Source organism: Enterobacter sp. FUJ80071 (genome assembly GCF_038739915.1).
Lineage (GTDB): Bacteria > Pseudomonadota > Gammaproteobacteria > Enterobacterales > Enterobacteriaceae > Enterobacter > Enterobacter kobei.
In genome coordinates this window covers 998,960-1,024,305 of sequence record NZ_JBBXKH010000001.1, presented here as the reverse complement: position 1 = coordinate 1,024,305, position 25,346 = coordinate 998,960, and the positions used below count along the sequence as shown (strand labels likewise).

The window sequence follows — 25,346 nt, the reverse complement described above, 5'->3', positions numbered from 1 at the left end:
AACGTATTGTTTAAACAGCAGGAGCGGAACCATGCAATACACCACATTAGGAAAAACCGACCTTAAGGTTTCCCGGCTTTGCCTGGGCTGTATGACTTTTGGCGAGCCCGAACGAGGGAACCACGCCTGGACGTTGCCGGAAGAGAGTAGCCGTCCGATTATTAAACGCGCTATCGAGGGCGGCATTAATTTCTTCGACACCGCCAACAGCTACTCCGACGGCAGCAGCGAGGAGATTGTCGGTCGTGCCCTGCGTGACTTTGCGCGTCGGGATGACATTGTGGTCGCCACCAAGGTGTACTACCCGTCAGGTGACCTGACTCAGGGCCTTTCTCGCGCGCAGATCCTGCGCTCTATTGATGACAGCCTTAGACGCCTGAACATGGATTACGTCGACCTGCTGCAAATTCACCGCTGGGATTACAACACGCCGATCGAGGAGACGCTTGAAGCGCTCAACGCGGTGGTGAAAGCCGGTAAAGCGCGCTATATCGGCGCGTCGTCTATGCATGCGTCGCAGTTTGCACAGGCGCTGGATCTTCAGGCACAGCACGGCTGGGCGCGTTTTGTCACCATGCAGGATCACTACAACCTGATCTACCGTGAAGAAGAGCGCGAAATGCTGCCACTGTGCTATCAGGAGGGCGTGGCGGTGATCCCGTGGAGCCCGCTGGCGCGCGGACGTTTAACCCGTCCATGGGGAGAAACCACGGCTCGTCTGGTCTCAGATGAAGTCGGAAAAAATCTCTATGACGGTACAGAAGCCAGCGATGCGTTAATTGCCGAACGCTTAGCCGGGATTGCCGACGATACGGGAGCCACCCGCGCACAGGTGGCGCTGGCGTGGCTGCTGAGTAAGCGCGGGGTCGCGGCACCAATTATTGGGACGTCCAGGGAAGAACAGCTGGATGAACTGCTGAGTGCAGTGGATTTATCCCTGACGCCGGAGCAGATTGCCGAGCTCGAAACGCCGTATCAGCAGCATCCGGTGGTGGGGTTTAAATAAGCACCCTCTTTTGTAGGCCGGGTAAGGCGGAGCCGCCACCCGGCAATACAGAGCGCACAAAATTAACCGAAGTGATCGTACCCTTTCCAGTCGAGCGTGACCGGGGCACCGTCCTGCACAAACTTCAGCCCTTCGCTCTCCGGCATGATCTGCCCGATGCAGGTAAATTTCGCGCCGAGATGCGCTAACGCCACATCCAGCGTGCCACGGTTCAGCTCAGGTACCGTGAAGCACAGTTCGTAATCCTCACCACCGGAAAGCGCCCAGCGCAGGGCCTGCTCAGGCTCCACGTGGCGAAGCAGTTGCTCTGATAGCGGGAACAGATCCAGGTCGATGCGCGCGCCCACGCCGCTGGCCTTCAGAATATGGCCAAGATCGGAGATCAGCCCGTCGGAGAGATCGATAGCCGAGCTTGCCCGTTCCCGTAGCGCCTGCCCATGCAGAATACGCGGGGTGGGTCGCAGATGGCGTTTCACCAGATACGCCGCGTCGTCAGCATCCTTCACGGTCAAGCGATCCTGAAGAATAGCCAGCCCCGCAGCGCTGTCTCCCGGTGTACCGGTCACGTAGATCCAGTCACCTGGTTTTGCGCCCGAGCGTTTGAGCGCCCGACCGAGGGGCACATAGCCATGGATCGCCAGCGTCATCGACAGCGGCCCGGCAGTAGTATCACCGCCAATCAGCTGCATATCGTAGTAGTTCAGCTGTTCAAACAGCGCATCGCTAAAGGCTTCAAGCCAGGTTTCATCGACCTCGGGCAGCGTCAGGGCCAGCGTTAGCCATGCCGGATCGGCACCCATCGCGGCCAGATCGCTGACGTTGACCGCCAGCGCTTTATACGCCAGATCGGCAGGATCGATATCGGGTAAAAAATGACGTCCGCACACTAAGGTGTCGGTGCTGATTGCCAGCGTCTGTTTTTCGGGAATATTGAGAAGTGCACAGTCATCGCCAATGCCGGTTTCAACATCAAGACGAGAGGTTCTGACACGGTCGAAATAACGGGCAATCAGGGAGAATTCGCCGCATGCCATACGTTATGCCTCAGCAAATAAAAGAAAAAACCGGAGCCGCACTGCCCGTCAGGCAATGCAGGACTCCGGTTTGCGGATCACTTTTTGTGGGGACGGATCGCAGGTGCAGCTTTATCAAGAACGCCGTTAACAAATTTGTGGCTGTCTTCAGCGCCGAAGGTTTTTGCCAGTTCGATCGCTTCGTTGATGGCCACTTTGTACGGCACATCATCACGTTTAGACAGCTCAAACAGCGCGATACGCAACACTGCTTTTTCCACCTGACCCAGCTCTTCGAGCAGACGGGACAGGTATGGCTTCATCAGACCATCGAGATACGCGCTATTAGTCGCCACTCCCGACAGCAGTTCACGGAAGTACAGAACATCGACGTCTTTCACGTCCTGTTCTGACAGGAACTGGTACTCAACATCGGCGATGTCGTTGTGGGACAACTGCCAGGAGTAAAGTGCCTGAACGGCACATTCACGGGCGCGGCGACGAGCAGCAGGTTTCACGGAATTCCCCTTACAAAAAAATCAGGCCTTGATGGCTTTCAATACATTGATCATTTCAAGCGCGGTCAGTGCAGCTTCTGCACCTTTGTTACCGGCTTTGGTGCCAGCACGTTCGATGGCTTGTTCAATACTTTCGGTGGTCAGCACGCCGAACGCGACAGGAATTTCAGCATCCTGCGCAACGTGTGCCAGACCATTGCTTGCACCGCCCGCAACGTATTCGAAGTGCGCAGTGCCGCCACGAATAACAGTACCCAGCGCGATCACCGCGTCGTATTTACCGGTTTTCGCCAGCGCGCCCGCTGCCAGTGGCAGCTCGTAAGCGCCTGGAACCCAAACAACGGTAATGTTCTCATCTTTCACCTGACCGATACGTTTCAGGGCGTCAATCGCACCTTCCAGCAGGCTGTCGTTGATGAAGTTGTTGAAACGCGCAATGGTGATGGCGACGCGAGCGTCCGGGGTAGCTACAGCAGCTTCAATAATGTTCATACTCTTCCTTTACGGGTTCATTTGGCCCCGCAGGGGGGCGGATTTTATCATAATACTTTGCGCACTGCTTCCCTATTTCAGGAGCAATTACGCTGTCGTTAAATGGAGGCAGACATCCGGGCCTACAGGACGAATCTCGCTGAATGTGAGTAGCGGTGCGTCGGCCATTTTTTCAAGGCCAGGTAGCACAAACAGGCCGCGCGCGTCGTGGCCTAACAGTTTAGGCGCAACGTATACAATCAGTTCATCCACCAGCCCGGCCTGCAACAGCGCACCCGCGAGCGTGGGTCCCGCCTCTACCCAGATGCTGTTCACCTGCTGCTTGCCGAGCAGCATCATCAGCACCACTAAGTCGAGGCGACCGTTGTGCTCAGGTACCATAATGCTACGCACGCCCTCTGGCCATTCGCGCGTATCTTCTTTGGTACGGGCAATCCAGGTTTCACCCGGCTGCTGCACGATGCGATGTTCCGCCGTTATGCGGTTCTGGCTATCAATGACAATACGCAGCGGCTGACGCAGGTTCTCCTGCGGGTAAAGCGCCTGAGTATCGGCATTCAGTTCGTCCCAGCGCACGGTCATAGCCGGATCGTCAGCCAGAACGGTTTCACTGCTGGTGAGGATAGCATGGCTTTGCGCGCGAAGACGTTGCACATCGCGCCTTGCCTGGGGCGAGGTGATCCACTGGCTTTCACCGTTTGCCATCGCCGTACGACCGTCCAGCGAAGCGCCCAGCTTAAGCTGGATATACGGGAACCCGGTGCGCATGCGCTTCAGAAAGCCTTTGTTGATCGCTTCGGCGTCCTGCATCATCAGCCCATGACTGACGTCAATGCCTTCCTGCTGCAGGCGATACAGACCGCGTCCGGCAACCTGCGGATTCGGATCCTGCATCGATGCCACCACGCGGGAAACCCCCGCAGCAATCAGCGCGTCGCAGCACGGTGGGGTACGCCCGTGGTGGCTGCAGGGCTCCAGCGTCACGTAGGCGGTGGCACCGCGTGCCTTCTCGCCTGCCATCCGCAACGCATGGACCTCGGCGTGCGGCTCGCCGGCACGATAGTGGAACCCCTCCCCCACGATCTCGCCATCTTTAACGATCACGCACCCGACGTTCGGATTGGGATGGGTAGTAAAACGCCCGCGCTGCGCCAGCTTCATGGCTCGCGCCATGTAAATCTCATCCTGCATGAGCTTAATCCTGTAAGCGGGCGATCTCTTCGCCAAACTCTTTGATATCTTCGAAACTGCGGTAGACAGAGGCGAAGCGGATATAGGCGACCTTATCGAGCTTTTTCAGCTGCTCCATCACCAGGTTACCGATCATCTTGCTTGGCACCTCGCGCTCGCCCAGACCACGAAGATAAGATTTTATGTGGTTTAACGCCATTTCGACGTCATCCGCGCTGACGGGACGTTTTTCCAGGGCCTTCAGCATCCCGCTACGCAGCTTCTCTTCGTTAAACGGCTCGCGCACATCGTTACTTTTTACCACGCGCGGCATTACCAGCTCAGCAACCTCAAAGGTCGTAAAACGCTCGTTGCACACCAGACACTGCCGACGACGGCGTACGGATGACCCTTCGCCTACAAGACGCGAGTCGATGACTTTGGTATCCACAGCGGAGCAGAATGGGCAATGCATACGGTATCCCTGTTATCCGGTTAACTGAGTTTCATTTTACCCTGATCTGGCCTGACAACAAAGGAAGAGCTTTTTGAGACAAAGGATCTATGTCTGACGGCACGTTGCTGGCTACCATTAGGGAGATCCGTTATTTCAAGGAAATAAACGCTATGACAAGACGTTACCTGAGAATTTTACTGGTGGGGAGCCTCTTCACCCTCAGTGCCTGTGCACAGCAAACCGAAGTCCGTCAGATGAAACAGAGTGTGAATACACTTAATACGGCGATGGACAAACTGAACAAAGAAACGGTGAAGATCACCCAGCAAAACGCGCTGAACGCCAAATCCAGCAGCGGGGTATACCTGCTGCCTGGCGCGAACACACCTGCGCGGCTGAATAGCCAGATTGGCACGCTGAAAATGTCGCTGGTCAATGTGGCAGCGAATGCAGATGGTACGCGCGCAACATTGCGCATTCAGGGAGAATCCAACGATCCGCTGCCCGCTTTTAGCGGCACCGTTGAGTGGGGACAGATCCAGGGCACGACGGAGAATTACCAGGAAGTGAACGTGAAGAACCAGCTCTTCACCGCCCCGGCCAGCGTTTTAGCGCCCAGTGATGTGGATATTCCGCTGCAGTTAAGCGGCCTTACGCCAGAACAGTTAGGCTTTATCCGCATTCACGACATCCAACCCGCCGCGCAGTAAACCCTTCCTTCTGAGCGGAGTGAAATGTCACTCCGCTAACATTTACATTTCGTATGGATTGGCAACATAAATGATTGCCGCTACAATCCCGGCCGTTTAAAGTACGCAAACGTGAACGCAATCGATTACGCGTGTGAGAGATATGTGAAACAACACATATTTTTGTGAGCAAGGATTCCTATAATAGGCTCCGCAGAAACACGAAATATTTAGAAACGCAATTCGCGCATTTTTCACTCCCGGAAGGGAATTTCAATCAGTGGCATGATTATGAAAAAAACATTACTCGCAGCTGGCGCCGTGCTGGCACTGTCCTCCTCTTTCACTGTTAACGCAGCGGAAAACGACAAACCACAATATCTCTCCGACTGGTGGCACCAGAGCGTTAACGTGGTTGGTAGCTATCACACCCGTTTCGGACCACAGATCCGCAACGATACCTACCTGGAATACGAAGCATTTGCCAAGAAAGACTGGTTTGATTTCTACGGCTACATGGATGCTCCGGTCTTCTTCGGCGGTAACACCGATGCAAAAGGTATCTGGAACCACGGTTCTCCGCTGTTTATGGAAATCGAACCACGCTTCTCCATCGATAAGCTGACCGGTACCGATCTGAGCTTTGGTCCGTTCAAAGAGTGGTACTTCGCAAACAACTACATCTACGATATGGGCCGCAACAAGTCCGGTCGTCAGAGCACCTGGTACATGGGTCTGGGTACGGACATCGATACTGGCCTGCCAATGAGCCTGTCCCTGAACGTATATGCTAAGTACCAGTGGCAGAACTACGGTGCGGCAAACGAAAACGAGTGGGACGGCTACCGTTTCAAAGTGAAATACTTTGTGCCAATCACTCAGCTGTGGGGCGGCAACCTGAGCTATATCGGCTTCACCAACTTTGACTGGGGCTCAGACCTGGGCGATAACGACTTCCGCGATCTGAACGGTAAGAAAGCACGTACCAATGATTCTATCGCGTCCAGCCACATCCTGGCGCTGAACTACGATCACTGGCACTATTCCGTGGTTGCGCGTTACTGGCACAACGGTGGTCAGTGGAACGACGATGCCAGCCTGAACTTCGGCAACGGCGATTTCAGCGTTCGTTCTACCGGTTGGGGTGGTTACCTGGTCGTGGGTTACAACTTCTAACCCGTGCGGGACTGTGCGGGCTGATGCCCTCACCCTGCCCCTCTCCCACAGGGAGAGGGAACAAATACTAAAAACGGCAACATACGTTGCCGTTTTGCTTTTACCTCGCCGCCGGGCAAAAAAGCCAGCTCAAGAGCTGGCTTTTTATTGCTTAACCTTGCGCAAAAAATCCGCCAGAGACCTGTCCGCACTTTCGCTAAACCGTCTCTCCGTCTGCACGATATTGAGACATCTGTCGAGCCGGAAACAGCGATAGTCATCGCGCCGTTCACACCACGCCGCCAGCAGCCAGCGCTCTCCCCAGAAGAACAAGCCCAGCGGCTGAACCTCACGCTTTGAAAGCTGCCCGGCTTCATCACGGTAATGCAACGCCAGCACGTGCTGGGCGGAAATTGCCTGATGAATCATGTCAAAATCGCTGCGGGAGTGGCTTTGCATGCAGAAATCCGGGGCATAAATCCGCGTCTGCTCCGCCTTTCGACGACTCTCCTCAGGCAGGATCGCCAGCACTTTCTCCTGGGCCGACTCCAGCTCGCGCGACAGCGATTCTCCTCCCCAGGTCTTGAGCAGGCGAATTGCGACGATCAGCGCCTCAGACTCCTTATTTGTCAGCATCAGAGGCGGCAGATCAAAACCCGACATCAGCCGGTATCCGCTTCCCGCTTCGCCTTCCACCGGCACGCCGGAGAGCGACAGATCGCGGATATCGCGGTAGACCGTGCGCTCGGAGACGCCAAGCCTGTCCGCCAGATGCGCTGCCGTCGTCAGACGCCTGCCCCGCAGGATCTGCACAATCTGAAACAAACGGTCAGCACGTCGGGTCATATCTTATTACGCTCTCAGGCAGGTTGATGGAGGCCGACGCGGTTACCTTCGCTGTCGATAAACAAAGCAATGGTGCCAATACCATCCGGCAGTTCCAGCGGGCCAAACACACACTCGCCGCCCGCGGAGGCAATGCGATCGAGCGTAGCCGTCAGGTTATCCGTATGCAGATAGATAATAGCGCCCTGCTGCGACGGCGAAACGCCCTCAAATTTTGCCAGCGCGCCGCCGGTGGCCGGATCGTCATGCGGGAATACCGCGAGCTCTGCCATGTCCATTTTCTCACGTCTCAGCTGGACCTGCATGACTGGCTCATAAAATTTGATGGCGCGATCCATATCTACCACGGGAATTTCAAACCAGTTAATCACACTTTTCATACATCCTCCTGACTGTTGTTTGGGTTCGAAAAGAGTCTACGACAGGGCTCCTGACAGCATACTGTCAGGAGTGTTTGTCAGGAGCAGATAAAAAAAATCCCGGTCAACCGACCGGGATTTCGATAACACGCTATTCGACGCCTTACGGCAGAATGGACGGCTGATCCGCCCCTTCTTTCTCAACCTTCTGCTGGAGCAGGTGCTCGCGCTTCATGCCGAGTTTCAGTGCCAGTGCGGATGCGACGTAGATAGACGACGCCGTACCGATGGAGACACCAATCAGCATGGTCAGCGAGAAGCCTTCCAGTACCGGGCCACCGAACAGGAACAGCATCAGGATCACCATCAAAGTGGTACCGGAGGTGATCAGGGTACGGTGCAGCGTCTGGGTCAACGACACGTTAAAGATTTCGTACGGCGTACCGCGACGGATCTTACGGAAGTTTTCACGGATACGGTCAGATACCACGATACTGTCGTTCAGTGAGTAACCGATAACGGACATCAGAGATGCCACGATGGTCAGGTCAACCTCAATGTGGAACAGCGACAGAACCCCCATGGTGATCACCACGTCGTGCGCCAGGGCGATAACCACCCCGGCCGCCAGTCGCCACTCGAAGCGGAAACCGACGTACACCAGGATGGAGATCAGCGCCACCAGCAGCGCCATTGCACCGGTCTGAGCCAGGTCCGCACCCACGCTCGGGCCGACAAACTCAATACGCTTGACCGCCGCGTTCTGGCTGGTTGTTTCGTTAATCACGTTAACAACCTTACTGCCCAGCTCCTGGCTGCCGTTAGCATCGTGTACCGGCGGCATACGCACCATGATGTCACGGCTGCTGCCGAAGTTCTGCAGCAGCGGCTCTTCAAAGCCCGCTTTCTGCAGAGACAGACGCATCTGGTCCATATCGACCGGTTTTTCCAGGGAGATCTCGATAACCGTACCACCGGTGAAATCCAGACCCCAGTTAAAGCCTTTCACGCCCATAACGACGATGGACAGAATCAGCAGTAAACCTGAAATGCCGAAGGCCCAGTAGTCCCAGCGCATAAAGTCCCAGACTTTACGGCCATGGTTCAATTGTTCAACAGTATATTCCTGTGCCACAACGCACTCCTCAGATAGACAGCTTTTTGACGCGCTTGCCGCCGTACAGCAGGTTCACGATGGCACGGGTGCCGACAATAGCGGTAAACATTGACGTTGCGACACCGATACCGGTAGTAATCGCAAAGCCTTTGATCGCGCCAGTACCCACTGCATACAGGATAAGAACCTTGATCAGTGTTGTTACGTTCGCATCGAAAATAGAGCTGAACGCGCCTTTATAACCTTCGTCAATCGCCTGCTGAACAGAGCGACCGTTGCTCAACTCTTCTTTGATACGTTCGTTAATCAGTACGTTGGCGTCGACCGCCACCGCAAGGGTCAGAACGATACCCGCAATCCCCGGCATGGTCAGCGTCGCCCCTGGCAGCAGGGACATAATGCCGATGATCAGCACCAGGTTGGCGACCAGCGCACTGGTCGCAATCAGACCAAACTTCTTATAGAAGAAGATCATGAAGAGGATAGAGACCACCAGACCGGCCAGACACGCTTCCAGACCCTGTTGGATGTTCTGCATCCCCAGCGTTGGACCAATGGTACGTTCTTCAACAATCTGAATTGGCGCAATCAGCGCACCGGCACGCAGCAGCAGAGAGAGCTGACGCGCTTCGTTCGGGTTGCTAATACCGGTAATACGGAAGCTGTTACCCAGACGAGACTGGATATTGGCGATGTTAATCACCTCTTCCTCTTTCACCAGCACTGCACGACCGTTGGCATCTTTCTTACCGCTGTCTTTGTACTCCACGAACAAGGTGGCCATCGGTTTACCGATGTTATCCTTGGTGAAGTTAGACATGATGTTACCACCCGCGCTATCCAGCGAGATGTTAACCTGCGGCTGGTTGTATTCGTCCTGGCTGGAAGTGGAGTCGGTAATATGGTCACCGGTCAGAATGACGCGTTTGTACAGCACAACAGGCTGACCTTCGCGGGTCTGTTTCACTTCGGAGTCACCCGGAATACGGCCTGCGGCAGCAGCGGACTGATCGACGTTAGAGTTAACCAGACGGAATTCCAGCGTTGCGGTCGCACCCAGAATCTCTTTCGCACGCGCAGTGTCCTGAATACCCGGCAGTTCAACCACGATACGGTCAGCACCCTGACGCTGTACCAGCGGCTCAGCCACGCCCAGTTGGTTTACACGGTTACGCAGAATGTTGATGTTCTGCTGAACGGCATATTCACGCGCTTCTTTCAGACGCGCATCGGTCATCACCGCGCGCAGCTGGTTGCTGCCCTGAGAGGTGATCACCAGGTCACGGTGACGTTGGGTCAGGTAATCTACAGCCTGATCGCGCGCCGCACTGTCTCGGAACGTGATGCTCATGCCGTAGTTATCTTCTTTACGCACGGTAGTGTACGGGATGCCTTTGTCGCGCAGATCGCTGCGCAGGCTGTCGATATTCTGTTCCTGCAGCTTGCCGAGCGCGGTATCCATATCCACTTCCATCAGGAAGTGAACACCACCACGCAGGTCAAGACCCAGTTTCATCGGCTCTGCGTTCAGCGCAGCCAGCCAACGCGGGGTTGCAGGAGCAAGGTTAAGCGCCACGACATATTTGTCACCCAGCACGCCCATCAGCGCTTCGCGAGCGCGGAGCTGCGTGTCGGTGGTGTCGAAGCGAGCAAGAATTGCACCCTCTTCCAGAGCCACAGACTTAGCGGTAATTTTTTCTTCTTGTAACGTTTTCTGGACCTGGATCAGCGTTTGCTCACTGGCGGCGACACCGCGCGCGCCAGTGATTTGAACGGCCGGATCCTCACCATACAGGTTGGGAAGCGCGTACAGCAGGCCGACGAGAATCACGACGACCAGCATGATGTACTTCCACAAAGGATAACGGTTTAACACGGCAGTTCCCTTTGGGAAAAGTTGGGATTACAGCGCCTTCATGGTGCCTTTCGGCAGAACGGCAGCTACGAAGTCACGTTTGATAACCACTTCAGTGGTGTCGTTCAGGGCGATTGCAATGTAGCCACTTTCAGCCACTTTGGTTACGCGACCGACCAGACCACCGTTGGTCAGCACTTCATCGCCTTTCGCGATGGAGTCCATCAGCTTTTTGTGCTCTTTGGTACGCTTCTGCTGTGGGCGGAGGATCATGAAGTAGAAGATCAGACCGAACACAACCAGCATCAGGATCAGAGACATCGGGCTGCCCTGCGCCGGAGCACCTGTTGCCGCTACCGCATCAGAAATAAAAAAGCTCATTCAAATTCCCTCATTATTAAAATTAATCAACGTTCAACGGTGGAACATCCCGCCCCTGACGTTGGTAGAAATCGGTCACGAAGCTCTCTAATTTACCCTCTTCGATAGCCTTACGTAAACCAGCCATTAAGCGCTGATAATAACGAAGATTATGAATGGTATTGAGACGCGCGCCCAAAATCTCGTTGCAACGATCGAGATGATGCAGATACGCGCGGGAATAATTGCGACAGGTATAGCAATCGCACTCGGAATCGAGCGGGCTGGTGTCACTCTTATGCTTCGCGTTACGGATTTTCACCACGCCGTCAGTCACGAACAGATGACCGTTACGTGCGTTACGGGTTGGCATGACGCAGTCGAACATATCGATGCCGCGACGTACGCCTTCCACCAGATCTTCTGGTTTACCCACACCCATCAGGTATCGTGGTTTATCCGCCGGGATTTGCGGGCAGACATGCTCCAGAATGCGGTGCATATCTTCCTTCGGCTCACCCACAGCCAAACCGCCGACAGCGTAGCCATCAAAACCTATCTCTACCAGACCTTTAACGGAGATATCGCGTAAATCTTCGTAAACGCTGCCCTGGATAATGCCGAACAGCGCATTTTTGTTCTGCAGGGAGTCAAAACGGTCGCGGCTACGCTTCGCCCAACGCAGAGACATCTCCATAGAGCGTTTCGCGTAGTCCCAGTCAGCCGGGTATGGCGTACATTCGTCGAAGATCATCACGATGTCAGAACCGAGATCGTACTGAATCTCCATCGACTTTTCTGGATCGAGGAAAATCGGATCGCCGTTGATCGGGTTACGGAAGTGAACGCCCTGCTCGGTGATCTTGCGGATATCCCCCAGGCTGAAGACCTGGAAACCGCCGGAATCGGTCAGGATTGGGCCTTTCCACTGCATGAAGTCGTGCAGGTCACCGTGCAGCTTCATGATCTCCTGACCCGGGCGCAGCCACAGGTGGAAGGTGTTACCGAGGATAATCTGTGCGCCAGTGGCTTCAACTTCTTCCGGCGTCATCCCTTTTACGGTGCCGTACGTACCCACAGGCATAAATGCGGGGGTTTCCACCACGCCGCGATCAAACACCAGACGACCGCGACGCGCGCGGCCATCGGTGGTATCGAGTTCAAATTTCATTTTTTCTCCGACGTCAGAAAAACAGTCCAACGTTGTCATACGGTGCCGCGGACTTATTCCCCGACACGCTCATTCAAAGCCTGCGGATTGTACGTGATAAACATCGCGTCCCCGTAGCTAAAAAAGCGATATTTTTGTTCTACCGCAGACTTGTAAGCATTCATCGTATGCTGATAACCCGCAAACGCGGAAACCAGCATAATCAGCGTCGATTCAGGCAGATGGAAGTTGGTCACCAGCGCATCAATGACTTTGTACTGGTAGCCCGGGTAGATAAAGATCTGCGTATCGCCAAAGAACGGCTCGATGAGACCCGTTTTCGCGGCCTGTGCAGCGCTCTCCAGCGAACGGACTGAAGTCGTGCCTACCGCAACCACGCGGTTTCCGCGCGCTTTCGCCGCCAGCACCGCGTCCACCACCTCCTGAGGCACTTCGGCATACTCAGAGTGCATGATGTGGTCTTCAATGCTGTCTACGCGCACCGGCTGGAACGTACCCGCGCCGACGTGCAGCGTCACGAACGCCATCTCAACGCCCTTCGCGCGCAGTTTTTCCAGCAGCGGTTCATCAAAGTGCAGTCCTGCCGTCGGCGCCGCGACCGCGCCAGGTTTCTGGCTGTAGACGGTCTGGTACAGCTCGCGGTCGGCCTCTTCGTCCGGGCGTTCAATATACGGCGGCAGCGGCATATGGCCGATGGCGTTAAGGATATCGAGGACCGTGCGCTCGTCCTGGAATTCCACCTCAAACAGCGCGTCGTGACGCGCGGTCATGGTCGCTTTAATGCTCTCGTCATCGCCCAGCAGCAGTTCTGCGCCCGGCTTCGGCGCTTTAGAGGCGCGAATATGTGCCAGAATACGTTTATCATCGAGCATACGTTCGACCAGCACTTCAATCTTGCCGCCGCTGGCCTTACGGCCAAACAGACGCGCCGGGATCACGCGGGTGTTGTTAAAGACCAGCAGATCGCCAGGGTTGAGCTTGTCGAGCAAATCGGTGAAAGTACCGTGCGTCAGCTCGCCCGTTGGCCCATCCAGCGACAGTAAGCGACAGCTGCTGCGCTCAGGCATGGGATAGTGAGCAATCAGGGATTCAGGTAGTTCAAAGGAGAAATCGGCGACGCGCATGACGTATACTCGTGACTTAAAAACAGGCGGCATAGTCTAGTGCTCACACCCTTTTGCTGCAACAATTAGCCGCCCCCGGACAAATAAAACGCATGAATTTTCTCGCTCACCTGCATCTCGCTCACCTCGCTGACAGCTCCCTTTCCGGCAATTTGCTGGCCGATTTCGTGCGCGGCAACCCTGCAGAAGACTATTCCCCTGAGGTTGTCGACGGCATCTTTATGCACCGCCGCATTGATGTCATCACCGATAACCTGCCCGAGGTCACGGAAGCCAAAGCGTGGTTCCGCCCTGAGACGCGCCGCGTTGCGCCGATCACGCTGGATGTGATGTGGGACCATTTCCTGTCTCGCCACTGGGAACAGCTCTCCCCGTCGCTACCGTTGCCAGAGTTTGTGCGCTACGCCCATGCACAGGTGTCGGTCATTTTGCCCGACTCACCGCCGCGCTTTGTTAATCTGAACAACTATTTGTGGTCAGAACGCTGGCTGGAGCGCTATGGTGAGATGGATTTTATCCAGAACGTCCTGAATGGCATGGCCAGCCGCCGGCCGCGTCTGGATGCGCTGCGTGACTCCTGGTATGACCTGGATGCACACTATGACGCGCTGGGGACGCAATTCTGGCAGTTCTATCCGCGCATGATGGCGCAAGCGAAAAACAAACAGCTGTGACAGATTTACATTGATAGGTAAAAGCTGGCGGAACGATTGTCACCACCTCTTTGTCTTATCCATGAACACTCTCTATACTGGCTCGCGTTGCGTTCCAAATAACCTTAGTATCTACAGGAGAATCATATGGTTCTGGTAACTCGTCCGGCTCCGGATTTTACAGCTGCAGCAGTTCTGGGCAACGGTGAAATCGTTGAAAACTTCAACTTCAAACAGCACACCAACGGTAAAGCGACCGTTCTGTTCTTCTGGCCAATGGACTTCACCTTCGTTTGCCCGTCTGAGCTGATCGCCTTCGACAAACGTTATGAAGAATTCCAGAAGCGTGGCGTGGAAGTGGTTGGCGTCTCCTTCGACTCTGAATTTGTACACAACGCATGGCGTAACACCCCTGTCGACAAAGGCGGCATCGGTGCGGTGAAATACGCAATGGTTGCGGACATCAAACGCGAAATCCAGCAGGCTTACGGTATCGAACATCCGGACGCTGGCGTTGCACTGCGCGGTTCTTTCCTGATCGACGCAAACGGCATCGTTCGTCACCAGGTAGTGAACGATCTGCCGCTGGGTCGTAACATCGACGAAATGCTGCGCATGGTTGACGCGCTGCAGTTCCACGAAGAGCACGGCGAAGTGTGCCCGGCTCAGTGGGAAAAAGGTAAAGAAGGTATGGCTGCTTCCCCAGACGGCGTAGCAAAATACCTGTCTGAGAACGTATCCAGCCTGTAATCGGCACGGTTTACGAAGAAGGCCCGCACATGCGGGCCTTTTTTTATGCTTTACGCTGCGTCTCTCGCCAGATGCGCCAGGCCATGAGCGCCAGCAGGATCACGCCCACAATCAGCACGCTCCACACCAGCAGCGCGTTCATCCGGCTCTCCCGCTCGCCCGCAGAAGTGGCGGTCAAACGCGCCTCGCCGCCCAACGCGACATAATCCACAATATCGGCCTGCGGCAGATTCGCCATATCATAGGTTTTGCGCAGGTCGGTGGGGATCAGCATGTCTGGCTCCAGGTTTGCTGGTTTTGCCGCCCCGTTTCCCCAGGCGAGCACGTACGGTGCTTTCCCCTGCGCGTTAAACACCAGATCAACGCGGTCGCGATGCCCTATGACGTTCGGAAGGTATTCAGGCAGACGCGCATTCAGCGTCGTGATTTTTACCGCCTGGACCCGCTCTCCGTTAAGCGAAACCGGCGCAGACGTTTTGCCCTCCAGGCGGTAAAGAACCTCTTTTTTCAGGGGGTGCCATGTGTCTTTTTCCGTACTTCGCCACGCGATCTCCACGGGCAGAACGCCGTCGCCATTCAGCAAGAAGCTGACCGCGCTCAATGGCTGCGGGTGCGCCCAGTGCCACTGCGCTTCGCTTGTCGAAAGCTGTTCCCCTTCCCCCTCCAGGTCGATCGCTTCCGGAGCCATCTGCGCAGGGGCGCTAATCGCGTTTACGCCGGTCAAGGTCATGCCCTGGCTCTGCGTATTCAGCACCACCATGAGATAGCGATTCGCATCAGGAGATAAAACCGTATCGGTATCGATCCGATCGAGCTTAAGGCGATCCTGGCCACTGACGACGTCCAGCAAGGGCATATCCTCGCGTAGGGTATACCAGCGCTTCAAATCCTCGCTGTAATAGACCGATGCCGTTCCCTGCCATGACGTCTGAGGGGGATTCCAGAGCAGCTGCAGCTGGGATATAGCCATCTCACCCGTCGCCTGCTCTGGCAAGGTCAGCAGATAATGTTGCCCGGCCACGGCAGCTTTCTGCCCTTCGAGCACAATCTCAACGCCATTTCCGGAACGGAGCAGGATCTTATTGCTATCACCGGCATCTGGCGCCGCGGCAAGCGGTGAGGCGTCCAGAGGAAAAAGACGCAGCGCCGTGGATTGCGCCACCACCTGCGGGCGCGTCGCGGTGACCAGGCTGAAGGGAACCGGCTCACCCGACTGATTAAAGACGCGGACATCGTCCAGATTCGGGGAGGTGCTCTGTTCATAGACGGCGAGCGGCAGCAACACCCGATACCACTGGGAAGGAACCGACGTTTCCAGTGAACGACCAAAGGCATAATCCCGCGGCGATTCTGTTTGCATCTCGTCGCAGAACGCCATGCCCGATAGCGCCAGCAGCGTGGTACAGACTACCGCTTTCATCCATTTCATTTTTCATCTCCAGTTTTAGGCGGTAATGGCGAGAAATACCCCACGATCAGGACCAGTATCGCCACGCCGATAAACGCCACGGCACGGGACAGGCCGCCTCCGCCTGCGCTGTCCACCAGCATCAGTTTAACCATCACGACCCCCAGCAAGGCGGCCCCGCAGAGCCACTCCTGGCGGGAGGCCCGGCGGGTAGCATGGACCATGACCACCAGCGCGATCAGCATCCAGAACAGGGCAAACGTGGTCTGGATAAGCCGCGAATCCCACAGCGACGCCATATTCCAGGCCACATCCCCATACCAGGCCAGAGCGCGCATCAGCGCCCCGTTAAGCCACCAGAAGCCAAACGCCATGATAGCAACGGCAGGCCACGGGCGAGCCTGAGCAAGCAACGCGGGATAGTAGCGATCCACTGCCCGATAAAAGACCACCAGCCCCAGCAGCGCGAATGCCGCGCCTTCCTCAAGCGGGTTCACCAGCGGCAGCCAGGTTTGCCGGTAAACGACGCCGTCCTGGAAATTGGTCACGACCAGCAGCACCAGCAGCGCCACGACGACAGGGATCGGCGCCAGGCAGGTATAGAGCGCAGGCCACTCCCCGAACGGCCACGCGCGGCGACGCACCGCCGCGGAAAGCGCCAGAATCACGCCGCCCCCAGCCGCCATCGCCAGTCCACTGCCCCACGCCGCCATGCCCCACGGTAGCGCGCGAGCAAACCAGTAAAGCTCAGCCGCCAGCGCCAGTAAAATCATCCAGCAAAGCGTCAGGTGCAGCCCCATCGCGATGCGCGGCAGCAGTCTTTCACCGTCACGTCGCAGCAGCATCAATGCGGCAGGAAGTGCAATGCACCAGGCCAGATTTGACCAGCCAGCGGCAACGATCTGCTGATGCAAAAGCTGGTAAACCACCATCACCAGCATCAGTGGCCACAGCAGCCATTTGCTGGCATCCAGCTCCCGCCACGCCAGACGAGCGGCAGCCTGGCGCCAGCCCCAGACCGAGACGGCCGAGAGCGCCAGCACGCCTGCCAGAACAGGTAATTCTTGTTTCAGCACCCGTTGCGAGGCACCCAATAGCGCCACGATCCAGAACAACAGGCCGCCTGCCAACAACGCCCAACTGACCGGCAGAACACTTTTGCGCCATAGCCACGCCGCAGCCAGCCAGCAAAGGCTGAGGATGGCGAAGATAAGGAGAAGGCTCAGCGACGTCACGCCGTCCATTTGCGCCCACAGCGCGCTGCCGAGTGCCAGCACCAGCAGCGCCGTCCCGCTATAGCTCATACGACGCAGGTTCTGCTGCATGCCCAGCCAGAGGATACCCAGCCCCTCCAGCGCCCAGGCCATCGCCGTCCAGCGCGCCGAGAGTGCCAGCGGAATGGCGAGCGTAGCGAACCCGCCGCCGATGGCCAGCGCCGCCATGACCAGTGGTCGTCCGATGGACGGATAGCGCCGCAGCGCGAGGAACGCAAGGGAAAGATAAAATGCCCCATATCCGAGCGCGCTCAGCGCCGGGCCATATTCCCAGTGCCGGGTCATGCCGTACTGCATCCCGAAGCCAATCAGCGGCGGAGCAAACAGCAGTACGCCGTCAATAATCTGTTTCCCTTTTTCTTGCGCCCGCAGCGACAGCGCCACGCACAGCACGCCGAATATCAGCGTATTGGCAATCAGGAACAGCTGGCACACCCAATAGTGTTCAGGCTGATAGTCGCTCAGCCCCCAGAGGCCACCCACGCCAAACGTAAAAAGCAGACCGAGCAGATTGAGCTCGCGCCAGTGCTGCCAGATGCTGATGGCGAGAATACCGATGGAAAGCAGGAGATAGAAAGAGAACAGCGCCACAAAGTTGCCGCCTCCGGTAGACAGAAGCAGCGGTGCGAGATACCCGCCGAGGCTCGCCAGCATGGCCAGGCTCAAGGCCTTTTGCAGCACGGCCAGCCCGACGCTCGCGGCGCAAATCGCTACCAGCAGCGCAAAAGCCAGCGTCATCGGCAACATTTGCCAGAGCCGGAAGGCACCAAAGACCGTCAGGTAAAGAATGCCCGTCGCCCCACCCTGTAAGATAAGCGCATAAACCGGCTGCTTATGCCGCAGTCGCCAGCCAATCGCCAGCAGAATGATGGCAAACAGCGCCGTCGCCACCAGGCGCAGCTCAAGCGGGAACAGGGAATGTTCGACGGTATAGCGCAGCAGGAAAGAGAGACCGAGGAAAAGCAGTAGGATCCCCAGCTTCGCCAGCGGATTTCCCTGCATAAACCAGCGCACCAGCGACGTCAGTATGCCGCCAAAGACGGATGGCTGTTTTGCCGCAGGGGCAGGAGCGGAAACGGGAGCGGGTTCTGCCCTGAGCACGCTGGCGTCCGGACGCCAGGGGTCGACAGGTGCGGGAGTGTGCTCAACCACTGGCGCGGTCACAACCACCGGCGCGGCGGTCTGCGCCGTCTCCGACGCTATCTCAGCGGCACCACGCTGCTCAAGCGCTTCAATGCGCTGGCGAAGCCTGGCGATCTCCTGCCGCGCCGCCGTGCTCCGATTAAAGCCAATAACCGCAAGCACGGGCGCAACCACCAGCGCAAAAACCAGTAACAAACAGCCAAGGATGTAGAGCTCGTCCATGTTTCCACCTTCACCGTAAACTATTCGTTAAGATTGACACAAATCGTTGCATTTGCGCCATCTTAAAGGTGGAAACATTTACCGTCGCGTTAGCTGCCGACCCAGATCGTCGCGGATATCGCCGGCAGCGCCAGCACGCCGTCCTGAATCGTCGCCTTGCCCTCTTTATTCTTCCACGTAGCCACCTTCAACAGCGGGGAATCATCCAGCACCACTTCACAAGCCTCGCCCCGGTTGATAGCCACCAACACGCGCTGCTGGTTATAGACGCGGACAAAGACCACCACGTTATCGTGGGCGTACACCACCTGGCAGCCGCCGTAGCGCAGGGCGAGGCTCTGTGTACGCAGCTTCGCCAGCCGCTGATAGAGGCTGAACAGCACCTTGTCCTGTTTTTCCGGCGCCCACGGGAAGGTTTTGCGACAGAACGGATCGTTGTTGCCGTCCAGTCCCACTTCATCTCCGTAGTAGATACACGGTACGCCCGGCCAGGTGAAGAGCCAGGTGACCGCCAGCGGCAGACGCGCCACATCCTTGCCGAGCAGGGATTTAAAGCGTGCGGTATCGTGACTATCAAGCTGGTTAAACATCCTCAGCTGCTGCTGATGAGACAGCCCGGCGCGGTAGTTATCCATCCACGCTGCGCAGGTTTCGGCGTCAATGTGGTTCGGATCGTAGGAGATATCGGTATTCGCCAGGAATCCCCATAGCGGGAAGGTAAAACCGCGATAGTTCATCGCCGCATCTTCGGCATCGTTTTGCAGCCACTGCCGCGCGTCGCCAAAGTGTTCGCCAAACACGAACGCTTCAGGCCGGGCCGCTTTTGCCGAGCGCGTGATCCCGCCGACGTGCTGCAGGTTATTTCGCGCCCCACCCGCTTCACCCAGCATATGTACGACGTCCAGACGCCAGCCGTCCATATTCCACGGGGCGTTCAGCCAGTGGCGGACGATGCTGTCTTCGCCGCCGTAAATCTCATTAACCAGCGTTGATGACTGGAAATCCAGCTTCGGCAGACTGGGGTAGCCCAGCCAGTCCAGGGCATGCCCCTCCTCATTAAAGCTGTACCAGTCACGCTGCGGCGAGTCCGGGTTATGACATGCTCCGCCCATCGACTGGTTATGACGGTCAAACCAGGCGTGCGAATCTCCGCTGTGGTTAAACACGCCGTCCAGAATCAGGCGCATGCCTTCCTTAAGGGTGTTCTCTCGCAGGCGCAGCAGTGCCTCGTCCCCGCCAAACTGCGCGTCAACGTGGCGATAATCCTGTGTATCGTATTTATGTACGCTCGGGGCTTTAAACACCGGGTTGAGGTACAGCGCCGTCACGCCCAGTTTTTTCAGGTACGGCAGCTTTTCGCTGATGCCGTCGAGATCGCCGCCGTAAAACGTCGAGCCGCCCGCCTGCGCCGTCACCGGCTCATCCCATTTTTTCAGGATAATGTCGTGGCCCGCCGCGTGGTGGTGATAGACCTTATCCTGGTCGGCAGTGCGTTTTTCGCTACGCGCAAAGCGGTCCGGGAAAATCTGGTAAAAGACCTGATCGTTAACCCACTGCGGTCCGCTATCCGGATAATCAACGGCAAACTGTTCCAGCCGTGCGGGCGGGAACCGGCTAAACCCCTGCGGGGTAAACCACAGCTGACGATGGTTCCACAGCAGCTTGAAGCTATAACGGCGGCGCGGCTGCCCGCTACGCAAATCGATATTCGCCCGCCAGGCGGTGATCCCCGGCTGCGGCTGACTGCGCAGCTTGTGCATTTTCAGCCCGGTCTCTTCATTATCAATTTCGGCGCGGAGCGTCACGCGTTCAGGCTGATTTTCCCCCGCCAGCCAGAGCGTAATCACAAGGTTGTCTTTGTTTTGCTTAACAAATGGGGCAACCGGAAGGTGCCAGGCATTTAACATCACGAATCCCCTCTGATGAAATTGACGTCACCTTGCCACAGGGTGGTTAAGGATAGCTCACCATGAGGTGATTTATTGGGGGAGGAGGACGGGGGAGGAGGGATCAGTGCGGCCTGATGCCCTCACCCTAGCCCTCTCCCACAGGGAGAGGGAATAAAAAAATTACTGCGCTTCTGCCAGTTGGCGATCGCGGCGGCATTTAAACACCCAGCCAACCAGCAGCAGGACGATCCACGCACAGCCCACGTAGAGGGAAATACGGGTATCCGGATGGTAGCCAATCAGGCCAATGATAAACACCAGGAAGATCAGCCCGACGATGGTTGTTGCAACGCCACCCGGGACTTTAAACTTCAGCGCTTTCGCCTCTTCCGGCGACAGGCGACGGCGGAACGCAATCTGCGACAGCAGGATCATGATCCACACCCACACGGTCGCGAAGGTCGCCAGCGACGCAATCACCAGGAAGACGTTCTCCGGCATGATGTAGTTCAGGTAAACCGAGAACAGCAGCGCAACGGTCATGACCACCACCGTCACCCACGGCGTGCCGCGGCGGGAGGTTTTAGCGAACACCTTCGGCGCACTGCCCTGCTCCGCCATGCCGTGTAGCATACGGCCCACGCCAAAGACGTCACTGTTGATCGCGGAAAGCGACGCGGTCAGCACCACGAAGTTCAGAATGCTGGCAGCAAACGCAATGCCCATATGCTGGAAGGTCAGCACAAACGGGCTACCGTTAGTACCGACCTGGTTCCACGGGTAGATGGACATAATCACGAACAGCGTGCCCACGTAGAACACCAGAATACGCATCGGCACGGAGTTGATGGCACGTGGAATGGATTTCTCAGGGTCTTTCGCTTCCCCGGCGGTGATACCAATAATTTCAATACCGCCGTAGGCGAACATCACCATCTGCAGCGACATCACCATCCCGAGCCAACCGTTGCTGAAGAAGCCACCGTTGCTCCAGAGGTTATGGATCCCGGTCGGCTGACCGCCGTTGCCAATCCCCCAGAGGATGATGCCAAAACCGGCCACAATCATGATGATAATGGTGGCGACCTTGAAGAAGGAGAACCAGAACTCAAGTTCGCCGAACACCTTCACGCTCATCAGGTTGACGGCGCAGATGAGCAGCACCACGCTCAGCACCCAGATCCAGTGCGGCACCGTCGGGAACCAGACGCCCATATAGATACCAAACGCCGTCACATCGGCAATGGCCACAATCAAAATTTCAAAGCAGTAGGTCCAGCCAGTGATAAACCCGGCCAGCGGTCCGAGGTTTTCCTGCGCATAGCGCGAGAACGAACTGGCAGAAGGATTGTGAACCGACATCTCTCCGAGGGCGCGCATGATGATATACGCCGCCACGCCGCCAATGATGTAGGCCAGCAGAACGCTTGGACCGGCCATTTTGATGGCATCTGCCGAGCCATAAAAAAGACCGGTACCAATCGCAGAGCCCAGCGCCATAAAGCGGATGTGGCGTGTGCTGAGACCACGTTTAAGTTTGTTAGTGCTTTCCATTAAAATCTTGCCATTCAACACGAAAAAACAAAAAACCACGGGGCCTTAAGCCCCGTGGTTAAACAGTTTGTTGCCGTTGATTAATGGGCGTTAGATGCAACCTGGCGCCCTGCAGCACGGTCCCAGATAATCGCCAGAACCAGTGCAACAACGGTAGGCATCAGCCAGGCCAGGCCCTGCTCGGACAGCGGCAGACGCTGTGTCCAGGCGGGCAGAATCGCGGCGAACGCTGATGCTTTAATCCCGTCAAGGATACCAAAAATCAGGCTGATAAACATGGCTGGCGCAATAATTCGTGAGGAGTTATTCCACCACGGACGGGTGAAGCTCAGCACCACCAGCACGATGCACGGCGGATAGATGGCCGTCAGCACCGGAATAGAGACCTGAATCAGGTGGCTCAGACCGAGGTTGGACACCGCCATGGAGAAGATACCGAGGATAAACACCAGGGTGCGGTAAGAGAGCGGCAGATACTGCGCAAAGAACTCAGCACAGGCGCAGGTCAGGCCCACTGCGGTCACCAGACACGCCAGGAAAATCAGCGCCGCCAGCAGCATACTGCCCGCACCACCGAAGGTGTGCTGGACGTAAGCGTGCAGAATAGCCGCACCGTTCGCGTTCTGATCAACCAGCATGGCGCTATCAGAGCCCAGGCGGAACAGCGCCAGATACAGCAGCGTCAGACCCACACCAGCCATCAGGCCAGCCCAGATGGTATAGCGGGTCAGCAGACGCGCTTCGGTCACACCGCGGGAACGCGCGGCGTTAACGATAACAATACCAAACACCATTGCGCCCAGCGTATCCATCGTCAGGTAGCCGTTCACAAAACCGTTAGAGAACGCGGCGTTTTTATAGGCGTCCATTGCGTCGCTGATCGGGCCTGCTGGCCAGATGATAGCGGCCACGGCGAGAACGATCAGGGCGATGATTTTCAGCGGCGCCAGGAAGTTACCCACGGTATCCAGCAGTTTGCCCGGATAGAGGGAGACCAGAATGACAATCGCGAAGTAGACCAGGCTGTAGATAAACAGCGGCATCGGGCCGTCTCCGGTCAGCGGAGCAATCCCCACTTCAAAGGAAACGGTCGCCGTGCGCGGGGTGGCAAACAGCGGGCCCACGGCCAGATAGCAGACAGTGGCCAGCAGAACACCTGCGACTTTGCCAATCGGCGTGCTGAGGCTGTCCACGCCGCCACCGACTTTCGCCAGCGCGACGACGGTCAGTACCGGTAGACCCACGGCAGTAATCAGGAAACCAAACGCAGCGGTCCAGACGTGTTCACCCGCCTGTAAGCCAACCATTGGAGGGAAAATAATGTTGCCTGCGCCAACGAACAGCGCAAATGTCATAAAGCCCAGCGCGATGATGTCACGCGATTTTAAGTGATGGGTCATAAAACCTTACTGCCTGTGGATGTGGTGTTGAAAACATTGAGATTTTCGTTTTCCCTGACGGGACGATACAGCCGAAAAATTGCTCAATTTCAGCGGGAAATGCTCCCGTCCTGGCGTGGAGAAGAATAGTTTTTCGATTTACCACGCAAATACAGTCGGTCTGACAGTATCCGGGGGGCAATTTAAACGCTTATAACGTTTAAAGGCAAGGTGGGATCTCAAAACCAGAACAATATGCCATCATGAAAATACACGCCAGCACAATACGCTATTTACAGGAAAAACTCATGGCTAATCATGCGAACAATAAACACCCAGCCGTATATTATTCATCCGCGTTTCGCTTGACTGCAAAGCAAACGGGCCAGCAGACGCTGACCCGTGGAAAGGGAAAATGACACACCTGCCCTCAGGCGGTCTTTTTGGCAATTAATCGTTCCGGAATAACGAAACTGAAGCGGGTTCCTTTCCCCAGCGTACTCTGAATATCAAGTCGGCTTTCGTGGTGATTTACCGCGTGCTTCACAATCGCCAGCCCAAGGCCGCTCCCCCCTGTTTGCCGCGACCGCGCTTTATCCACGCGGTAGAAGCGTTCGGTCAGACGCGGGATATGCTCCGGTGCGATCCCCGGCCCGTTATCTTCCACGCTAAACTCGGCGCCCGTAGGGGTACGGTTCCAGCGCACCATAATATCCGTTCCTTCCGGCGTATGGTTCACTGCGTTGTAAACCAGGTTAGATATGGCGCTACGAAGCTCATCCTCACTGCCCAGCACCTTTAGCGTGCTGTCGACCTCGAAGGTCAGGTGATGCTTTTTGTGGCTTAACGTCTGCGCTTCACGCTCCACGACCCGCAGCATCATCGGCACATCTATCGTGTCATTCAGCGCAAGCGTAGGCGCCGCTTCAATCTTCGAGAGCGTCAGCAGCTGCTTCACCAGCCCTTCCATGCGATGCGTTTGCTCGCGCATGGTATGCAGCGCTTTTTCACGCGGCGCACCTTCCAGCGTTTGCTCCTGCATCATCTCCAGATAGCCCTGAAGCACGGTCAACGGAGTACGCAGTTCGTGGCTGACGTTCGCAAAGAAATTACGGCGCGCGCCCTCAAGCTGGTGCATTTGGGTGACATCGCGCGCCACCATCAGCCACTGCTTATCGCTGTAAGGCATCACGCGGATTTCCAGATGGCGACCATTATTGAGCTTCAGATTGTGCGGGCGGGTAAAATCACGCTTTTTCAGATACAGCGTGAATTCGGGATAGCGTAAAAGGTTAAGGATGTTCTGACCGTTATCGTCCGGCCAGCGAAGGCCCAGCAGCTGTTGCGCCAGGCCGTTACACCAGAAGATGGTGCCTTCTTCAGTGGTCAGGATGACCGCATCCGGCAACGACTCCGCCCCGCTGCGAAAACGCTTAATCAGGCTTCCCAGCTCGCGACGGCGCTTTTTATTACGCATCTGCATCTGGTGCAGGCCGTACAGCAGGGGCTCCCAGCTGCCGCTGCCCGGCGGTGGGGTCATACTGCGGTCAACCCACAGCCACCAGGAGAGGCGCAGCAGGTTCCAGAAATGCCAGATCAGCAGCCCGGTGACCGACGCCAGCAGAAACCACGGCAGATGTCCGAGAAAGGCCCCAAGAAGGAAGGCCGGAATACAGCATAAGATCAGTTCAAAGACGAGCCTTTTCCATGACAGACGTTCCAGCACGCGTCACACTCCTGTC

The 25,346-nt window shown here is 56.5% G+C and carries 23 protein-coding genes; 5 read left to right on the top strand and 18 right to left on the bottom strand.

Translation table 11 applies throughout. From position 1 onward, the window contains the following. Positions 1–31: 31 nt before the first annotated feature. On the top strand, positions 32–1,006 hold the full coding sequence (locus AAER43_RS04875) for an aldo/keto reductase (RefSeq protein ID WP_050862458.1): 975 nt from the start codon (positions 32–34) through the stop codon (positions 1,004–1,006). A gap of 62 nt (positions 1,007–1,068) precedes the next feature. Here AAER43_RS04875 and thiL read toward each other — a convergent pair whose 3' ends face one another. The 5 genes from thiL to nrdR all read right to left on the bottom strand — a co-directional run bounded on the left by thiL (position 1,069) and on the right by nrdR (position 4,674). Then, positions 1,069–2,040 (bottom strand): thiamine-phosphate kinase, encoded by a 972-nt coding sequence (thiL, locus tag AAER43_RS04870; RefSeq protein ID WP_014882760.1) that lies wholly within the window; start codon positions 2,038–2,040, stop codon positions 1,069–1,071. A gap of 77 nt (positions 2,041–2,117) precedes the next feature. Further along, positions 2,118–2,537 (bottom strand): transcription antitermination factor NusB, encoded by a 420-nt coding sequence (nusB, locus tag AAER43_RS04865; RefSeq protein WP_014882759.1) that lies wholly within the window; start codon positions 2,535–2,537, stop codon positions 2,118–2,120. Between the two features lie 21 nt (positions 2,538–2,558). Next, on the bottom strand, positions 2,559–3,029 hold the full coding sequence (gene ribE, locus AAER43_RS04860) for a 6,7-dimethyl-8-ribityllumazine synthase (protein ID WP_014882758.1): 471 nt from the start codon (positions 3,027–3,029) through the stop codon (positions 2,559–2,561). A gap of 87 nt (positions 3,030–3,116) precedes the next feature. Next, on the bottom strand, positions 3,117–4,220 hold the full coding sequence (gene ribD, locus AAER43_RS04855; RefSeq protein ID WP_050862459.1) for a bifunctional diaminohydroxyphosphoribosylaminopyrimidine deaminase/5-amino-6-(5-phosphoribosylamino)uracil reductase RibD: 1,104 nt from the start codon (positions 4,218–4,220) through the stop codon (positions 3,117–3,119). Positions 4,221–4,224: 4 nt separating this feature from the next. Then, positions 4,225–4,674: a transcriptional regulator NrdR gene (gene nrdR / locus AAER43_RS04850; protein WP_008503337.1), complete on the bottom strand. Its 450-nt coding sequence runs from the start codon at positions 4,672–4,674 to the stop codon at positions 4,225–4,227. A gap of 152 nt (positions 4,675–4,826) precedes the next feature. On the opposite strand from nrdR, the gene AAER43_RS04845 reads away from it, so the two are divergent. After that, positions 4,827–5,366, top strand: coding sequence for a DUF3251 domain-containing protein (locus AAER43_RS04845; protein ID WP_014882756.1), 540 nt, complete (start codon positions 4,827–4,829; stop codon positions 5,364–5,366). A gap of 270 nt (positions 5,367–5,636) precedes the next feature. Then, positions 5,637–6,521 (top strand): nucleoside-specific channel-forming protein Tsx, encoded by an 885-nt coding sequence (locus AAER43_RS04840; protein WP_014882755.1) that lies wholly within the window; start codon positions 5,637–5,639, stop codon positions 6,519–6,521. Between the two features lie 144 nt (positions 6,522–6,665). On the opposite strand, the gene AAER43_RS04835 is transcribed toward AAER43_RS04840, so the two are convergent. The 7 genes from AAER43_RS04835 to queA form a co-directional block, all read right to left on the bottom strand. Next, positions 6,666–7,346, bottom strand: a complete 681-nt coding sequence (locus AAER43_RS04835; RefSeq protein ID WP_014882754.1) for a YafY family protein — start codon at positions 7,344–7,346, stop codon at positions 6,666–6,668. A 14-nt stretch (positions 7,347–7,360) separates the two neighbouring features. Next, positions 7,361–7,726 carry a VOC family protein gene (locus tag AAER43_RS04830; protein WP_014882753.1) on the bottom strand — a complete coding sequence of 122 codons (366 nt, stop codon included), beginning with the start codon at positions 7,724–7,726 and terminating at the stop codon, positions 7,361–7,363. Positions 7,727–7,868: 142 nt separating this feature from the next. After that, entirely contained in the window at positions 7,869–8,840 is a 972-nt protein-coding gene (gene secF / locus AAER43_RS04825; protein ID WP_014882752.1) for a protein translocase subunit SecF, read from the bottom strand. Between the two features lie 10 nt (positions 8,841–8,850). Further along, positions 8,851–10,698 (bottom strand): protein translocase subunit SecD, encoded by a 1,848-nt coding sequence (gene secD / locus AAER43_RS04820; RefSeq protein WP_071890803.1) that lies wholly within the window; start codon positions 10,696–10,698, stop codon positions 8,851–8,853. 27 nt (positions 10,699–10,725) lie between these two features. After that, positions 10,726–11,058, bottom strand: coding sequence for a preprotein translocase subunit YajC (gene yajC, locus AAER43_RS04815; protein WP_000007630.1), 333 nt, complete (start codon positions 11,056–11,058; stop codon positions 10,726–10,728). A gap of 22 nt (positions 11,059–11,080) precedes the next feature. Continuing rightward, positions 11,081–12,208 (bottom strand): tRNA guanosine(34) transglycosylase Tgt, encoded by a 1,128-nt coding sequence (gene tgt / locus AAER43_RS04810; RefSeq protein WP_003859110.1) that lies wholly within the window; start codon positions 12,206–12,208, stop codon positions 11,081–11,083. Positions 12,209–12,261: 53 nt separating this feature from the next. Beyond that, positions 12,262–13,332 (bottom strand): tRNA preQ1(34) S-adenosylmethionine ribosyltransferase-isomerase QueA, encoded by a 1,071-nt coding sequence (queA, locus tag AAER43_RS04805; protein ID WP_014882750.1) that lies wholly within the window; start codon positions 13,330–13,332, stop codon positions 12,262–12,264. Between the two features lie 92 nt (positions 13,333–13,424). On the opposite strand from queA, the gene acpH reads away from it, so the two are divergent. Together acpH and AAER43_RS04795 are read left to right on the top strand one after the other, a co-directional pair. Next, entirely contained in the window at positions 13,425–14,006 is a 582-nt protein-coding gene (acpH, locus tag AAER43_RS04800) for an ACP phosphodiesterase (RefSeq protein ID WP_032637355.1), read from the top strand. 126 nt (positions 14,007–14,132) lie between these two features. Further along, a complete protein-coding gene (locus AAER43_RS04795) occupies positions 14,133–14,735 on the top strand; it encodes a peroxiredoxin (RefSeq protein WP_008503347.1) in 603 nt (200 codons plus the stop codon). A 43-nt stretch (positions 14,736–14,778) separates the two neighbouring features. Here the strand turns inward: AAER43_RS04795 and AAER43_RS04790 are convergent, their stop codons facing one another. The 6 genes from AAER43_RS04790 to phoR all read right to left on the bottom strand — a co-directional run bounded on the left by AAER43_RS04790 (position 14,779) and on the right by phoR (position 25,330). Next, the gene (locus AAER43_RS04790) at positions 14,779–16,164 is read right to left on the bottom strand and encodes a DUF3999 family protein (protein ID WP_050862460.1); all 1,386 of its coding nucleotides are present in this window, start codon (positions 16,162–16,164) and stop codon (positions 14,779–14,781) included. Next, on the bottom strand, positions 16,161–18,782 hold the full coding sequence (locus AAER43_RS04785) for a DUF2339 domain-containing protein (RefSeq protein ID WP_057057619.1): 2,622 nt from the start codon (positions 18,780–18,782) through the stop codon (positions 16,161–16,163). Before AAER43_RS04785 ends, AAER43_RS04790 begins: the two co-directional genes overlap by 4 nt. An 89-nt stretch (positions 18,783–18,871) precedes the next feature. Next, positions 18,872–20,689 (bottom strand): maltodextrin glucosidase, encoded by a 1,818-nt coding sequence (gene malZ, locus AAER43_RS04780; protein ID WP_050862462.1) that lies wholly within the window; start codon positions 20,687–20,689, stop codon positions 18,872–18,874. Between the two features lie 162 nt (positions 20,690–20,851). Next, a complete protein-coding gene (gene proY, locus AAER43_RS04775; protein ID WP_050862463.1) occupies positions 20,852–22,225 on the bottom strand; it encodes a proline-specific permease ProY in 1,374 nt (457 codons plus the stop codon). 80 nt (positions 22,226–22,305) lie between these two features. Continuing rightward, the gene (gene brnQ, locus AAER43_RS04770) at positions 22,306–23,625 is read right to left on the bottom strand and encodes a branched-chain amino acid transporter carrier protein BrnQ (RefSeq protein WP_014882744.1); all 1,320 of its coding nucleotides are present in this window, start codon (positions 23,623–23,625) and stop codon (positions 22,306–22,308) included. 409 nt (positions 23,626–24,034) lie between these two features. Continuing rightward, a complete protein-coding gene (gene phoR / locus AAER43_RS04765; RefSeq protein WP_014882743.1) occupies positions 24,035–25,330 on the bottom strand; it encodes a phosphate regulon sensor histidine kinase PhoR in 1,296 nt (431 codons plus the stop codon). Positions 25,331–25,346 lie beyond the last annotated feature (16 nt).

Bases quoted from the DNA above. Each gene is read 5' to 3' on its own strand.
- acpH (WP_032637355.1), top strand. From the start codon at position 13,425: ATGAATTTTCTCGCTCACCTGCATCTCGCTCACCTCGCTGACAGCTCC.
- AAER43_RS04840 (WP_014882755.1), top strand. From the start codon at position 5,637: ATGAAAAAAACATTACTCGCAGCTGGCGCCGTGCTGGCACTGTCCTCC.
- AAER43_RS04785 (WP_057057619.1), bottom strand. From the start codon at position 18,782: ATGGACGAGCTCTACATCCTTGGCTGTTTGTTACTGGTTTTTGCGCTG.
- AAER43_RS04875 (WP_050862458.1), top strand. From the start codon at position 32: ATGCAATACACCACATTAGGAAAAACCGACCTTAAGGTTTCCCGGCTT.
- tgt (WP_003859110.1), bottom strand. From the start codon at position 12,208: ATGAAATTTGAACTCGATACCACCGATGGCCGCGCGCGTCGCGGTCGT.
- nrdR (WP_008503337.1), bottom strand. From the start codon at position 4,674: ATGCATTGCCCATTCTGCTCCGCTGTGGATACCAAAGTCATCGACTCG.
- ribE (WP_014882758.1), bottom strand. From the start codon at position 3,029: ATGAACATTATTGAAGCTGCTGTAGCTACCCCGGACGCTCGCGTCGCC.
- brnQ (WP_014882744.1), bottom strand. From the start codon at position 23,625: ATGACCCATCACTTAAAATCGCGTGACATCATCGCGCTGGGCTTTATG.
- AAER43_RS04830 (WP_014882753.1), bottom strand. From the start codon at position 7,726: ATGAAAAGTGTGATTAACTGGTTTGAAATTCCCGTGGTAGATATGGAT.
- malZ (WP_050862462.1), bottom strand. From the start codon at position 20,689: ATGTTAAATGCCTGGCACCTTCCGGTTGCCCCATTTGTTAAGCAAAAC.
- yajC (WP_000007630.1), bottom strand. From the start codon at position 11,058: ATGAGCTTTTTTATTTCTGATGCGGTAGCGGCAACAGGTGCTCCGGCG.
- queA (WP_014882750.1), bottom strand. From the start codon at position 13,332: ATGCGCGTCGCCGATTTCTCCTTTGAACTACCTGAATCCCTGATTGCT.
- AAER43_RS04790 (WP_050862460.1), bottom strand. From the start codon at position 16,164: ATGAAATGGATGAAAGCGGTAGTCTGTACCACGCTGCTGGCGCTATCG.
- proY (WP_050862463.1), bottom strand. From the start codon at position 22,225: ATGGAAAGCACTAACAAACTTAAACGTGGTCTCAGCACACGCCACATC.
- AAER43_RS04835 (WP_014882754.1), bottom strand. From the start codon at position 7,346: ATGACCCGACGTGCTGACCGTTTGTTTCAGATTGTGCAGATCCTGCGG.
- AAER43_RS04845 (WP_014882756.1), top strand. From the start codon at position 4,827: ATGACAAGACGTTACCTGAGAATTTTACTGGTGGGGAGCCTCTTCACC.
- thiL (WP_014882760.1), bottom strand. From the start codon at position 2,040: ATGGCATGCGGCGAATTCTCCCTGATTGCCCGTTATTTCGACCGTGTC.
- ribD (WP_050862459.1), bottom strand. From the start codon at position 4,220: ATGCAGGATGAGATTTACATGGCGCGAGCCATGAAGCTGGCGCAGCGC.
- AAER43_RS04795 (WP_008503347.1), top strand. From the start codon at position 14,133: ATGGTTCTGGTAACTCGTCCGGCTCCGGATTTTACAGCTGCAGCAGTT.